General features: G+C 48.3%; 13 protein-coding genes. 2 read left to right on the top strand and 11 right to left on the bottom strand.

The annotated features are described in order from the left end of the window. Positions 1-413: 413 nt before the first annotated feature. The 11 genes from J7399_RS07695 to J7399_RS07645 form a co-directional block, all read right to left on the bottom strand. Positions 414-2,165 carry a glycosyltransferase gene (locus J7399_RS07695; protein WP_209085082.1) on the bottom strand — a complete coding sequence of 584 codons (1,752 nt, stop codon included), beginning with the start codon at positions 2,163-2,165 and terminating at the stop codon, positions 414-416. Positions 2,166-2,196: 31 nt separating this feature from the next. Next, entirely contained in the window at positions 2,197-4,227 is a 2,031-nt protein-coding gene (locus tag J7399_RS07690) for an HAD family hydrolase (protein WP_209085080.1), read from the bottom strand. 4 nt (positions 4,228-4,231) lie between these two features. Then, positions 4,232-5,176, bottom strand: a complete 945-nt coding sequence (locus J7399_RS07685) for a hypothetical protein (protein WP_209085078.1) — start codon at positions 5,174-5,176, stop codon at positions 4,232-4,234. A gap of 147 nt (positions 5,177-5,323) precedes the next feature. After that, positions 5,324-6,226: an SMP-30/gluconolactonase/LRE family protein gene (locus J7399_RS07680; RefSeq protein WP_209058142.1), complete on the bottom strand. Its 903-nt coding sequence runs from the start codon at positions 6,224-6,226 to the stop codon at positions 5,324-5,326. 7 nt (positions 6,227-6,233) lie between these two features. Continuing rightward, positions 6,234-7,061 carry a 6-hydroxymethylpterin diphosphokinase MptE-like protein gene (locus J7399_RS07675; RefSeq protein WP_209058141.1) on the bottom strand — a complete coding sequence of 276 codons (828 nt, stop codon included), beginning with the start codon at positions 7,059-7,061 and terminating at the stop codon, positions 6,234-6,236. Between the two features lie 15 nt (positions 7,062-7,076). Next, positions 7,077-7,997, bottom strand: coding sequence for a phosphoglycerate dehydrogenase (locus tag J7399_RS07670; protein WP_209058139.1), 921 nt, complete (start codon positions 7,995-7,997; stop codon positions 7,077-7,079). Between the two features lie 10 nt (positions 7,998-8,007). Further along, the gene (locus tag J7399_RS07665; protein WP_209085076.1) at positions 8,008-8,685 is read right to left on the bottom strand and encodes an NTP transferase domain-containing protein; all 678 of its coding nucleotides are present in this window, start codon (positions 8,683-8,685) and stop codon (positions 8,008-8,010) included. Next, entirely contained in the window at positions 8,682-9,506 is an 825-nt protein-coding gene (locus J7399_RS07660) for an inositol monophosphatase family protein (protein WP_209085075.1), read from the bottom strand. The genes J7399_RS07665 and J7399_RS07660 overlap by 4 nt, the downstream gene beginning before the upstream one ends. Further along, entirely contained in the window at positions 9,503-10,129 is a 627-nt protein-coding gene (locus J7399_RS07655; RefSeq protein ID WP_209085074.1) for an SIS domain-containing protein, read from the bottom strand. Before J7399_RS07655 ends, J7399_RS07660 begins: the two co-directional genes overlap by 4 nt. A 27-nt stretch (positions 10,130-10,156) precedes the next feature. After that, the gene (locus J7399_RS07650; protein ID WP_209085073.1) at positions 10,157-11,125 is read right to left on the bottom strand and encodes a hypothetical protein; all 969 of its coding nucleotides are present in this window, start codon (positions 11,123-11,125) and stop codon (positions 10,157-10,159) included. A 4-nt stretch (positions 11,126-11,129) separates the two neighbouring features. Next, a complete protein-coding gene (locus J7399_RS07645; RefSeq protein ID WP_209085072.1) occupies positions 11,130-12,134 on the bottom strand; it encodes a Gfo/Idh/MocA family oxidoreductase in 1,005 nt (334 codons plus the stop codon). Between J7399_RS07645 and J7399_RS07640 the strand changes: the two genes are divergently transcribed. Further along, positions 12,099-13,121: a hypothetical protein gene (locus tag J7399_RS07640; protein WP_209085071.1), complete on the top strand. Its 1,023-nt coding sequence runs from the start codon at positions 12,099-12,101 to the stop codon at positions 13,119-13,121. The two genes, J7399_RS07645 and J7399_RS07640, sit on opposite strands and share 36 nt — an antisense overlap. Before the next feature lie 237 nt (positions 13,122-13,358). Further along, positions 13,359-14,525, top strand: a complete 1,167-nt coding sequence (locus tag J7399_RS07635; RefSeq protein ID WP_209085070.1) for a nucleotide sugar dehydrogenase — start codon at positions 13,359-13,361, stop codon at positions 14,523-14,525. Positions 14,526-14,662: the final 137 nt, after the last annotated feature.

Below are 14,662 nucleotides of genomic sequence, written 5' to 3'. Positions count from 1 at the left end.
ACAGCAAACATAAACGAAAGACTTTTCCATTGAATGGGTTGAACTTTCAACGGCAATCTCTCGAATTGGTTTCTGGGCACCAAGATTTTCTATAGACTGTGAGAAGCGTGATCCGTGATCAAAGAATGTAGGGGCGCTTCAATCAGACGTGCCCGCTCGTTCGGTGTCCTATCATCAGTTGGCCTTTGAAACCTGAGTGCGAATGACCCAAGGACTAACCGCGAACCAAAGATCCGATTGTTCCACTCAAATTGCCCTGCTTCTCTTGGACTATGGATCTCAACGAAAGTTCCACGAATGGCGTGGTCTCCCAAAACCCAGAAAAAGAACACTTACCCAGTCATTAGTAGGTTTGTTCTCTGTGGTGGAGCGTCGGCGGGGTAAATCAGCTTAAGCACGTTGGTATTTCCCTCTCATTTGTCGTCGGCAAGTAAGCGTTCCCAATACTCTGCACTCACATAGTGATCCTTTGTTGTTTCAAAGGATGTAAGGGCACTGGAAAGAGATCGCTTAATCCTTATGAGATCCCAAAGTGCCCTAATAGACTTTGATATCGTTTTGGTAAGAGACCTCTCTACGGTATATCCGACTCCAAAAATCGGATTGTAGTAAGTGAGGCGACGTTTCAAAAACTTGCATGTCTTGGGTTGCTTCTTGAGCAAGTCGACGAAGGCCTCACCCCGGCCATTGGCCAAGAATCCATTGAGAGTTAGCCGTCTCACGGCTCGCGCCAGTTTGGAATTGCTAATTTGGGCCTCTTCCAAATTTGAGATATCTACCTTTTTAAACGCTTCATTTTGCACAAGCGTACCAAGTTCAGCGTTGATTGCTATTGCATTGCTTGCAATGAAATCTGGGCCTTTCAAAAAGTCTGTCAGAGCTTTGTGCAGAACGTCAGCGTGTTCATATTTCGCATCCGCAATGAATGACGCTACTGCGCGAAGATAGTCCTTGCAGAATTGATTAACATTGTATTCATGGCCGTTTAATGTCGAAAAGATCCAACTGTTGCGATGGCCGTAATACCCGATTTTGGCGGAGTATTTTTCTTCCATTGGGCTGTGCCAAATATAAAAGCCTCCAGGAAAAACGACAGAGTAGCCTTTGCGGCGCAGTCGAAATGAATATTCTGCGTCGTCCAGTTTGATAAAAAACGGGTATGAAAATCCGACGTCCTCCAAGGCTTCAATAGGGAAGCATGCCCACCACCAAGGAGCATGTGTCGCAGTATCTTTAAGAAACGCGGCGTCGTAAGCATGACCATCACGGTTGCGACTTTTTGTTCGACTCAGCGCCAAGAACCCTTCTTGTAAAGAAGCCCCGCGTTCGTGCAAAAATCGCATGTCGTCATCTAGACGAACCATGCCGGAGCCGAGTACCGTTTTTTCGTTGGTGTATCGCAGATATGACACCAAATCCCGGAACATCGAAACTTGAAACTTGATGTCATCGTCCATCAAAACCATATGGGTGAAATCACCTTTGGATGTTTCGAGCATTCCTCGTGTGAAGCCGCCGGAGCCTCCTGTGTTTTTGTTTGGAATGATCGTGACTAAATCCGAGTTTTCAAATTTCAGGTTTTGTCCGTTGTCAACAATCGTAAAGTGATAATGACTATTGAAAATTTCAGGGTTGTCTTCGATTGCTCGAAGTATGTCTTGGATGTACTCCTCACGATTGTAAGTGCATATGACGCAGTTAATTTTCAACTGCTCGCGAACCGGCTCTTGGGCGGTTGTAAAAGACGCGCTGGAAAATGCAGAGTTATCCTCTAGTGCAGTCACCCGTAGAAAAACTTCGGAATCGAGATCCCAAAGATTAAGAGAAGTTCCAAGATCCAGGGTTTGTAGCTGGGGCAGGTCTATTTGTTTGGAAAAAACAATTTTTCCCTGTTCTGCCCTTGGACCTTCAGTGGACAACACTTCCACCTTGAATTTTCCACGCGCCTCTATCTCAAGCCCAAGCGTTTTTACGCCTGTGTGGTTGCGCAAAAATGAGCAATCGAGAGAGTTAAAGATAGTATTGCTCGTTAGCACTCGGCCCGAAGAGAGCTTGATGACATTTTCCTTAGCGTCGAGGCTTCCGTTGCTCCGAAAGAATAAGGTGCTAACTTTGTCGGCTGAGAACTCTGGATATTGGAGCTTTTTAAGAAGTTGCGGTTTCATCGGTATCCTGCGGAGAGTTTCATTGCGAATGTCAGCGAACAAGTAGGCGGCGGAGCCTGCGGGCTAGTGCTGAGCGGATGCGTTGGTAGGTTATTGGGCGCGGTGAAGTGCTGGAGCTTTGCGCTGGATAGGTTTCTTTGCCTCTTGAAAGTGCTTCAACTCCGGGTTGCCAATAGCTTGGGCCTAGGTCGGGGCGGATAAAGGTAAACGTGTCACCGATAATGCCATTGGAGAAAGACACATTCTTGAAAAGTTCGGCATCCAACCTGCTTGGAACAGTCATGAAATGCTCCAGTGCTTTCATGGATGTCCGTGGCAAGATGTTGATATATTTGTCATATTTTCCAAACAACTGAACGTACTCATCGAAGAATTTCAGACAGGCGTCTTGCATAGTTCGAACGAGGTTTCTTCCTTGCGAGTTGATGTGGTTGTCTTCGAACTCAAAGTTGAATTCGCCATCGGTGTTTCGAGAAACGCCCAAAACAGAGCCACTTTCTACATCTGAAATCAGGAGTTCCAAGATTGCCGTATAGTAATCTGGTGTAATCCAGCCTCTTGCCTGTGGCGGGAATAGGTAGTTTCTTGTGACTGCCTTTGAGAAATACGTTGGGTGCATATCACTGAACGACATCAGATAATATGCGTGTACAGGTTTCTTCCAATGCCCAGACAACAATTTCTGCACGCGTGCGCGATATCCGATGTCAAACAGAACCGTAGTCTTTGTGTCAGAAATCTGGACGTCGTAGTAGTCTAGAATTGTTTGCTTCTCGTTCTCAAAGCTTCTCAATGAGGTGTGACTAAAGCTCTGACAATCGATGAAAAACTTCTCGATGCTTTCTGGCGGATGATCAAGCTTTTTGTAACCCTTCTGAGCAAGCTGAGCCTTGATTCCTGCATCTATGGATAAGCCTAAGCGTGTCTCCAGCAACGTTCTGATGCTCGTTTGCGGATGTACGTAGAGGCGTTGGGGATTGAGGCTAACATCTTCTGGTTCGTTCATCTGTAGCGGGTAGCACAAAGAGCGAGAAGCCATCAGATAATTGGCTTGGATGTCGCTGCCACTTAGCCTTTTCAGTTTATCAAAGGCTTGCATTGGGAGTTTGCCATCGCGTGCCAAAAAATGGATTTCTTTAAATCCGTCGGCTTCGGCTTGCTGCATGATCCATTTGGTCAAGCCAAAGACCATTAATCCTACGCCATAATACCCGAGAACGTTTGCATTTCCAGCAAACAAAGAATCTCGTTTTTCATTATCGAAAATATTGATATCGAAGACGCTATTTATCGAAAGACCCAGCAGTAAGCGCGCACCCAATTCGAGTTCTCGAAGATGTTTGTACCATACTGCACGGTTTCCTTTGTGATCCAGAAAAACGTCGATAGCTTTTGGAAGATGGTAAGCAGAAAGTCCATTTTCCTCTGCTTTTAGAATGTCTGTGTGCTTGTTGTCGCCAAAGTGTACGACTTGCCTAGCTTCGCATTCCAAGTCTGCCAGCAAATGCCTGTAGAGGCGCCCACTATGCTTAGTGATCCGGAGATCGCTGCTCAGATAAAGTTTGTCAAAACCTGCAAATCCGCATCGCTCTAGTTGTTCGACGATAAAGTCTCTAGGCAGATACATATCTGACGTAATAACAACTTTTTTTCCGGTTGAGCGCGCGGCTTCAAAAAGTTTTGTACCAATCTGACGAGGCTGCAGAAGATCGCGTTCGACAGTGAGCTCAAGGTCTTTAAGCTCCTGAAGAGCATCTTCTGGAAATTGAGCGATTTTCGCAAGCTCGCTGTAGATCTCGTTTAGTGTCACCTCATCTTCGCTGCAGATTTCCCGAGCTTGTTTTTCCGCTGCTTTTCTTAGGGTTGAAAATTCGAGAAACGGTTTTTCTAATTTCTCCCGTGCAATTTCTTCCACCAAGTCGAACAGATCGGTTGGTTTGACAACAGGTCTACAAAGCAGGGTGTCAAAAATGTCGAAGCTGATCACCTTGACTTCAGGATTGCGCATAAAACCCGTCAACTGGTTGATGCGGTTTTGTGTTTTTTTGCTGACTTCAATCATGCCGTTAAAATCCTGAAATCACTTCGTCCAAGTCAGCGCGCTCAAAAACATCCAGTGCGGTTTTTCTGCTCGCGTTTCGGATTTTGATACCATGCTCTTCGCAAGCTGTTCGCGCTGCTCTGTAGGAGTGCTCAAGAACTTCGAGCTGCGGTTTGTTCCAAACTTCTCCGGGGCGTCTGTAGTCTTTGCTGAAGTGGTTCTTTTCTCCGCTATACACGTAAGCGCCATTTTCCATTTTTTTCGGCGTTTCATAGCTATGATCTATGCCAATGAGGTAGATTTCTTTGAAACCCATATGGGCTGCAAGTTGGATTTGGGTGTAAACAATCGTTGACCCCCAATAGACACAATGCTCTGCGTTGATGCTGAATCCAGGAAAGTCCTTACTCTCTAGTGGTTTTCGCGGGTCACAAATGTGGGGGAACCTGAAGTAAACCACCGAAGGGTCATCACCCATGTACTTGTAGGTGTACTCAGGCATCAATTTGATCGTCTGCTCGATACCAATTATCTCTCTTTGGTTCTGCTCCATGACAAGTCGATCCTCGAGAGAGTAAAAGGTAGGGCGCCAGTGCGTCTCGGGAAAAGCCAGATAAATTTTGTTGGATCCGAAGGTGTACTCCCAGCGCAGTGCGTCTAAATCAGTTGTTGTAAGACTTGGCCCATTTCCGACAACGAAACACCTTTCGCCGAAATGACGGTTCTTAAGGCTGAGTAGGGCGGGAGTATCTAGGCGGGAAGGCAAAGGGCCTTTCCCTTTGTGCCGTTGCGGAATTTGGTACTGACCCCAATCTGTAACGATGGGCGTATCGTGGTTTTTTTGAGGTGTTCTGATTTCTTGAGAGAGAGCCACTTCACCGCCAGTTTTCTTTTCTTCCAGCAGATTTTTGGATAGCAATCTTAGACGATTTACTGCGCCGCGTGCGTATCTTGCTACTGTTTTTGACATGTTTTGTCTCTAATGGTTTTGAGTGGAGGACTGTTAGTTACACGCATAGTGTACTTAGCGCGCTTACTTCTGAGTTTGTTTGACTGATCTTTAGTCTGAGATAGTGTGATTGTTAAGGTCCTGCGGAAGCACAGGTCTCGACACTTTTTAGTCAATTGAGACTTTAACTTGTGGCTCTGCTATTCCAGTGAACGATGTATTAGCAGAGTGTAGTTTACCTGCATTTGGCAGCCAGTCTTTTGCTGTGTCTAGTAGGTTTTGCTGCGCCGTAGATACAAAAAGAGTATCTAGCTTTGGCCCGCCAAAAGCTGGGCACGATGTGTGGCCTGTTGGAAATTCAATTGCCATAAGAAATTGACCATCCGGGCTATATCGCGCGACACGTGCGGAACCCCATTGAGCACTCCAAAGGCACCCTTCTGAATCAATTATCGCACCGTCAGGCTTGCGCTCTTGACTGTTCTTTGCGCCTTTTAGATCCAAAAAAATCTGCTTTTCATCTACTGGCCAGCCAGTGACCGGGTCAACGGAATGACGCCAGATTATACGCGTTTTTGTATCCGAGAAATAAGCGTAGTTTCTATCGCGATCAAAGCAAATAGAGTTAGGTGTGCTCATCTCAGTTTCTATCACGCGCAGTTTGTTCTCTTGATTATTTGGAAGCCATCGGTATAGCGCACCTTTGCCCGCTTCACCAGATTTGCTCATGGTGCCAATCCAGAAACCTCCCCATGGATCTGCTCGGCCGTCGTTTGAACGCGTTGTTTCGTCATCTGCTTCGATTGAGCAAAGTGGGGCTTGTTGGTTTGTCTCCAGATTGAACCGGAAGAGACCTGTTTCGCTTGCGATCAGAAGGTGTTCACGGTCGATCCAGCCTGCTGCACTTACGTTCTGGTCAAATTCCCAGCATAATTGCTCGTTTTTTGTGCGGGATAGCAAACGACAATTGACGATGTCGAACCAGAAGAGTTGCTTCCTCAAAGGATGCCAGAAAGTGCCCTCTCCCAAATAACATTGTCGGTCATCGTAAATCGAGACGCTCTCGGTCATGGAACACCTATCTCGGAAAGATATTGTCGAAGTCAGCTCGCTGGAAAACCTCAAGTTGGGTCTGTCTTGAAGCATTTACGATCAAAACTCCACGACTTTCGCAGACTTTTCGCGCTTTTCGATACGACACTTCCAGAACATCCAGATTGGGTGGATGCCATTTTTCCCCGGGTTGTCTATAGTCTGGATGGAAGTGGTTTTGTTCTCCTTCGCCCACGAACACTTTGCCATCTGATTTGGTTGGGAGTTCGTAGTTGTGGTCTATCCCAATTAGTATGATCTCGCGGCATCCCATATGTAGTGCCATCTGGATCTGACTATAGACTACGGTCGACCCCCAGCCAATGCCGCGACATAAATCAGTGCTAAACTCTGGAAAGTTCTGATCCTCTAAAGGGGTCTCATATGACTTGGGCTGAAGAGATGGGGCGAATATTGTATCTGCCGCGAAATATCCAGAATCTCTTGTATTTGAAGGGAACAGCTTGGTGCTATCCTGAAGATTGTATATTTCCGAAAAGTTATTCTTTAAAACCAGATGGTCTTCGACTGTGTAGTATGTTGGACGCCATTTGGTTTCGCCATAGGCAAGAAATATCTTATTGGATGCAAAGGTAATGTCATTTCCCAGCCGCTCCAGATCCTTGATGAGTAGGCTTGGCCCATTGCCGATAATTACTGCGCGTTGGCCTTTGTGCCGGCCTCGAAGCATACTCAACGCCAGCAAATTGGCTCGTTTGAGGTCCTCATTTGCTCGGTGATGATTGCTAAAGTAGCGTAGAGCTTTGTAGAGGCTTTGTAAGCGATGAGCGAGATCGTCAAAGAGGCGTTTCACAGTGGTAGGCTTCGTTTAGGCTGCGAGGTGTTTGAATAAATTTTCTAAGGTATTGGCATGGACATGTTCGATTGCCTGTACCGTACTATTTGCGTTGTGGCTTGATACTGCCACGTTCTCAAAGCTCAAGAGCGGACTGTTCTTAGGCAGAGGTTCCACCTCAAAAACGTCTAAGGCTGCAGCGCCCACTTTGCCGCTTTCCAGTGCTTCGATCAATGCAACTTCGTCGATCAGCCCTCCTCGAGCAACGTTACAAATGATGACGCCATCGCGAGCGCTGTTCAGGCTATTTGCGTTAATTAGGTGGTAGTTTTCATCAGTTTGATTGCAGCAAAGGCAGATGACATCAGCCTCTTCCAAGAGCGTTTGAAAGCTTACGATCTTCGTGCCGTCGGTAGCAGTTTGCATGAAAGGGTCATGCGCTATGAGGTGCATGCCGAGCCCGCGAGCCCTCTGGCCGACACCTCTCCCGATAGCTCCATATCCAACGACCCCCATCGTTTTTCCGGTCATTCCAGGATATCTTCCCTTGGGCCATCCACCTTCCCTTATCGTCCGGTCTGTGCGCGCGATCCGTCTCGTTGCGGCTAAAAGAAGACCAATGGCATACTCACTTACCGCGTCTTGAAATGCGCCAGGGGAATTACAAACTGGCACGCCAAGCGCTTCCGCAGCGCTCAAATCGATGCTGTCTACACCAGTACCCCATTTCGAGATCACTTTGAGGCGGGGCACAGAGGCCGTTAGAACCTTTGAAGTAATTTGGTCATCACCCGCAAGCCAACCGTCGATTTGACCTGCATACTCCAAACATTCAGCTTCTGACAGGAACTGGTTTACGCTGGGCCAAAGCGGTTCGAAGTTCTTGCTTCGAAGTAAGGTATCGAACCTTTCACGTTCGTTTAGCATCATGATGTTGGAAACGAGAATTTTCACTTTGGCATCCTCAAGCGTTTTTTGAACTAGAAAGAGCTTTCAATAGAGCCTCGGCGATATCGAGATCTTCTTGCGTTTTGATCACGTGCCCAGACACAGCGCCTACCGGGTAGAATTGAATCTTACCATTGTAGGTTCCTATATTCCCGCTTTCGACTGCATCAATATAAGACTGTGCGCGCCATCCGGTGATTGACCAAGTAACACGTTGGATTGGATGCAAGTCTTGTGAATTTGTTTTTTCGGAAAATGTGAAGTTGACCGGTTTGTCTTTGTAGGCGACTTCGATCTGATCTTCGATACAGGAGAGCATTACATCGGCATCCGACGCGATGAAGGTCTCGGCGAAGGATTTCACCTCTTCAGCGGTCAGTAGTGGAGCTATTGAGTGTACCTGGATGAGTAGGTCACACTCAACGTTTTTAAGAAAGTCATAAACGAACTCTTCTGAAGTGGCGACAGAATTTCCGAGCTGTTCGGGGCGTTGATAAAAGTTAATGCCATATTCATCTGCAAATTTAGCAAATTCAGTGTTTTCAGAGTTGATGTAGATCTCGTCAAAACACTGCGTAGATTTGCATTTTTCAATCGCGTGGGTGATTAATGGTTGTCCGGCTAGCGGTGCCAGATTCTTCTTCTTAAGGCGCTGACTGCCCATGCGAGCGGGTATCATTGCAACGGTCTTCATCGGTCGCTCCTCAGATTAGGAAGGGTATCTGGCAAACTACAAGCGAAGACTGCGCGAAATTGTTCAAACGCTTCGGGGTGAGTGCAGATGCTATGTTGGTTTTCGTCAAATGCAGGCTTTGTTGAATAGTCTTTATAGTGCCCGTACTTCATACCTGCTTCCTGAGCGATCAAAGCGCCAGCTATATCATCCCAGCCCTTTGCTTCGCGGCTTGCTACGAGGCACACGCTGCCCATTGCTACATAGCAAAGATGAAGAGCTTGGCTGCCAAAATTCCGGAGCTTGAAACTATTTAACAAGCTGGAGAGAGTTTCTGGGGCTTCATTTGTGAGGTTTGCAAGCAAACCTGAGGAAACGATCGCCAGACGTGCGCCGTGTTTCTTAGGTCTAATAAGTGCTCCATCACACCAAGATCCCGTACCCTTTATGGCAGAGTACATCGTGTTGTTTGGGACATCGTAGACAGCGGATAGGACAGGTTGGCCATCTCTAAGAAGTGCGACGGACACGCTAAAGGCGGGCAGCCCGGCAACAAAATTGACTGTCCCATCTAGTGGGTCAACCAGCCAAACTGGCGCCGCTCCCGCGTAGTTTGCGAATTCTTCTTCACCGAGTGCCACCGACCCGGAGAGAATGCGCTCCAACTCGATTGTCAAACGAGCCTGCATGTTTCTGTCGATAGTCGTGACTAGATCTAGCCCGTCGTCGCCCTTTTCCTCGGTCACCACGTCTTGACCAAACACTTCATCAACGAGCAAAGGTATCAATTTACATACAGAATCATGCAGTTCTTGGAGTGAAACGTCGGACCACAGGCTCAAAACTTGCGTGCCCCGATCAAATTGGCGTCCATGTTGGACATTCTCAAATACTGGGTCAGTGTGTGGATGAAGGCCATATGGATGTCTTCGACGACGCCATAGTTTTGTGCTTCAACGTGTGCGTTTACATCCGCCAGATCTTTCGACCGCCCACCTGAAAAACCGGTGAAAGAGATGGAACTCAGGCCAATGTCCTTTGCTACTTGAAGTGCGCGGACCACGTTTTCGCTATCTCCTGACGAAGATACAGTCCACAGAAGATCACCTGGCCTGGCCATTGACTGAAGTTGATACGCAAAGACTTCGTCGTAAGAAATGTCATTAGCCAGCGCCGAGTTCATTTCGGTGTGCGCTGAAAGTGACATAAATCGAGGCCTAAGATCAGTGTCAGTTCGTACGCACTTTAGAAAATCGCAAAGCGAGTGATTTGCAATGCCCGCCGAACCGCCATTGCCACAGATGAATACAAAATTACCGTTCTCTATCGTTCTGGTTAGTAGTGCTGCAACATCGTCTAGCTTGCTCAAGTCGCTCAGCTCAGCTGCTCTCGCGAGTGTTCTAAAGTAATCTTCGGCGAACTTCGCGCAGCTGCTATATGCGGAAGTAGGGAAATGCGGGGTCATAGGTGGTACTCTTTTGGGTTGAAGCGCCTAGGTTTCTGCAACGAAACGCAATATGCCTGACTTTTGGCTGCGCTGGAGGAGAATCTGAAGGTCACGCAGCCGGTTGTTGTCCGCGTCTTTGAAGAAGCCCGACCAGAAGGGGATATTTGAGTTTTCTTCGCTTTTGAAATGGGTGTCCAGAATCACAGCGTCTAATCTGCCTGGGGTCGAGCATTCCAGCACCGAAAGTCCAACTTTATTGCAGAGGCTTTGCAAACCGGAAATCGAGAAAACAGTTAACCGGTCGAGCGGAACAAAACTTGGGGAGTCCGCTCCAAGGATTTCGTACTCCAAGCCATCCGCGCATGAACTGGCAATAAACAGGACTGTTTGCTTTGGGCAACTCTTCTTTATGGCGTTGAGCAGCATTTCCGGGTTTGCGACCCTATCCAGTTCTACGGGCAAGAGAACTGCTTTTGGAGAACTCTGAGAAAGTGCCGCGCTGAGGTCAGTGAAATCGCAAGTGTCCGGAGACAAATCAATAAAGTCCCAGGTTCGGTTGTGGCTTAAGCGCTCGGTTGTTTCCTTCCAGCCTGCCATTTGACTGGAGAAACGGATGTCGACCACATGATCGAGAGAACGCTCAATTCTAGCTTCTGTAATGCTCACCCAATTGAGCAAAGAAATAAATTCGAACTCACGGTCTTTTTCAGGCGGACCGTCTTCTATGAGCTCGATACGCAGTTGATCTAGTTTCTCTTGTGTAGGCACGCGCTGCGCAAAAATTGAATTACACTTGGTGCAGCGTTGGAAGTCGAGGAGGGCCTTTGAAAAGCTTTTACAGTTTGTCGACTGCTCTCCGCAAGCGGGGCAGGCGCAACGTTTTGTCCATATGGTCTCGGAGTCTAGCAGGAGTTGAAGTAGCGACTGGTTGCGTTGCCATCTATATCTTGCTGGTTTATCTCCTCCAATCTTCTCAAAGTCAGGTAAGTGATCTAGAAAAACGGGTGATTGCATGACTTTATCCTGTGACTTCCGTCGCGGAGGTTCGCAGCGTTTGGCTCCATTCAGGGTCCGCTTGATAAATCGCTTCTACAAGCTGCATAACGTCTAATGCTTGTTGTGAGGTACCACACTTTATGGGTTTCCCGTGCACGACGGCATCGTAGAACTCTGCAACTTCTTTGTTCCAAGACAGGTCTTGGGTAAACCGGATTTCTTGCAGTTCTGGGTTCGGAGATGGGTTTCCGGAGCTATCTAAGCGATTGATAGCGATATTTAAGACTTCCGCTCCGTAGCTTCCAGACGCGGAGAGAATGCCGTCTACAGAGATAAAACCATTGCGAAGATATAGCTCTAGTCGGAAGGTGTGTTGCCATTGTGTCGCTGATGAATGCAATGATGCGACAACCCCTTGGGGGGTTTTCATCAATGCAAACGCATTGTCTTCTACAGGGACCTCCGTCCAAAATTTTCGCTGTACAAAGCTTTGTATGTCACAGAAATTACCTGCAAACATTTGGAATAAATCAAGCATGTGGATGCCTTGATCTATTAAGATACCGCCCCCAGATTGCTCCGGGTCGTTACGCCAGTTTTTTGCATAGTCCGGCCCACCTGCTTTACCATACACCCCGCGCATGAAGTATAGGTCTCCCATGGTGCCTGCGGAAAGGAGTTTTTGCGCTTCCTCAATCGCGTCATGCACTCTATGGTTGAAGCCAAATTTAAGAACTGAGCCGCCTGCTGCCCGCTCCGCGGTGATCATTTTTTGGACATCAGACGAGTTGCGACCAGGAGGTTTTTCGCAAAACACATGTTTGCCATGACTCAGTGCAGTGCAAACCAAGTCAGGTATAAATATGTTCGGTACGCTACAAACTACAACATCGGGTGCGAAATCATAGACATCTGAAGGTCTAGTGACCATAGGTACAGTGGCGCTTGGGTCTATTGCTGTATCGCAGGCAACAACGACGTCAAAGCCACCATGGCTTTCCATCGCTTTGTGGCGGATTTTTCCCATCTTCCCATAGCCGATAATCGCGGTTCGCAACTTCATATTGGTTCACTCGTTTTCGGCTCGATTTGGATTCTACTACAAGTTGATTTGACGCTGTGCATATCGACTTCTGACGAATTTTTCGGGACATTACTCAGAGCCTACGGCACGTGCAAGTTGGAACTTCCAAACTGTACATTGAAGGCTTGCAAAAATTCGGTGTTTTTGTTGTTAGACAGACACAAAGGACTGATGGAAATTTGGTGGGAAACGGCGATGCTTAGCCACATGGAAGTTAAGAATGCATTGGAGGTCGCACGAGGTGCCTCAGCTGATGCGAAACTGTCGGTCGAAATGCTGCCGGAAGATATAGAACAATGCTATGGTGTTTCTTTCGCTCAGGTTCCAAGGCCGTCAGCCTGGAAAATTGGTGGAGTTAATGCTTGGTCGCGTAAAGTATTCGAGAACGATGAGGCGTTTTTTGGCCCGTTGAGTTCGGAGGAAGTGTGTTCGGGGCGGGACAATATTTCAATTCAAGGGTTGAGAAACCCGCTCGCGGAACCGGAGATCATGCTTCAGCTGTCCAAAGACAATACGGGCGGTTGGCGCTTTTCACAGATGGGAATTGGGTTTGAGCTCCCGGCGACCGTTTTGCCGGAGGGGCTTAAACCGGAGCTGAGAGCCCAAGTTTGTGACCGGGCGGGAGCAGGGGCCCTCTGGATTTCTGGGGTCCAAGCATACAGTGAAGATTTGTTGGCCCAAAACTTTAAGGTAGAGACTTGGTTAGATAGCCGGCCCCTCGCTACCGACGCGCTTGCGCAAAATGTAATTGGTGGGCCATTAGGGGCTGCACGAGATTTCATAGCGCTAGCGGAACGCTACAATGCGCCGCTTAGCCACGGGCAGTGGATTGCTACCGGAGGACTTAGTCCCGCGGTTTCCGTGAACGGCAATAGCGTAATTCGTGTGAAAGCGCTGTGTTGGGACGTTTCACTTAAATTTTCGCCATAAGGTAAACTGGTTTGAGGATATGAGACGTGGCAATCATTGAGCTTGAAAGAGCCAGGGCGCCTTCTTAGCTAGCTCTAGTTTAAAGTCAAATTTGAACCGACAATTTCTTAGATTTTATTCTCTCGATTAGCAGTTGGTCTAAACGACTTATGAACCCGGTCGAATTGCCCCACCGAGAAACTAGACTCCTATTTCAAAGCATGCTCCAAGTAACACATTCGAAAAGGGACCATTTGAATGAAAATTGCTGTTGCGGGTTTGGGGTATGTTGGGCTGTCAAATGCGGTTTTGTTGGCTCAGAGCAATGAGGTTGTCGCTGTCGACGTGTCTGAGGCGCGGGTGCAGATGGTCAAAGAGCGCAAGTGCCCTATTGTGGATGCGGAGCTGGAAGAGTTTCTGACCTCGCGGGAGCTGAGCTTGACCGCAACCACCGATGCCGCGGCAGCTTACACAGATGCGGATTTTGTGATTGTCGCGACGCCGACGAATTATGATCCGAAGACCAACTATTTTGACACTTCCAGCGTTGAGGCCGTGATCAATCAGGTGATCGCTGTGAACACCTCTGCGACGATTGTGATCAAATCCACCATTCCGGTTGGCTATGTGACTGACATTCGGGCGCAGCTGGATACGGATCAGGTGATCTTCTCCCCTGAGTTTCTGCGTGAGGGCCGGGCGCTTTATGACAACCTGCATCCAAGCCGGATCATTGTGGGGGAGCAGTCGGAGCGGGCGCGGATCTTTGCGGATCTTCTGTTGGAAGGCGCGGTGCGCAAGGATGTGGAAGTGCGCTTCACCGATCCGCAGGAGGCAGAGGCGATCAAGCTTTTTGCCAACACGTACCTGGCGATGCGTGTAGCCTTCTTCAATGAGCTCGACAGCTATGCCATCGCTGGTGGCATGGACTCGCGCCAGATCATCGAGGGCATCAGCCTCGATCCGCGCATTGGGGATCACTACAACAACCCGTCTTTTGGCTATGGCGGCTATTGTCTGCCCAAGGACACAAAGCAGCTTCTGGCGAATTACAACCATGTGCCGCAAAACCTGATCCGCGCGATTGTGGACGCCAACCGCACGCGCAAAGATTATCTCTCCGATCAGATCCTGATGAAGGGGCCGCGGGTTGTGGGCATCTATCGTCTGGTGATGAAGGCGGGCTCGGACAATTTCCGCCAAAGCTCTGTGCAGGGCATCATGAAGCGTCTGAAAGCCAAGGGTGTTGAGGTGATTGTCTATGAGCCTGTGTTGGAGGAAGAGGACTTCTTCCGCTCGCGGGTGGTGCGTGACATTGATGCTTTCAAGGCGGAGGCGGATGTGATTGTGGCCAACCGTATGACAGACGATCTCCTGGATGTGGAATGCAAGGTCTTCACGCGGGATCTGTTTGGCGCGGATTGAGCGACGATGTTGAAATCCTAAGACGGCGCGCCCGTTCGATTGTTTTGAACGGGCAACATATGCCTTTGTTTTTGCCGAACTCTCTAAGATCTCTTCAGCTTTTTACCCTATGCTCTTGCCAACGCGGGCTGAGGCAT

The organism is Shimia sp. R9_1, from assembly GCF_017743775.1.
Taxonomy (GTDB): domain Bacteria; phylum Pseudomonadota; class Alphaproteobacteria; order Rhodobacterales; family Rhodobacteraceae; genus Shimia.
This window is presented reverse-complemented; position numbering and strand designations above follow the sequence as displayed.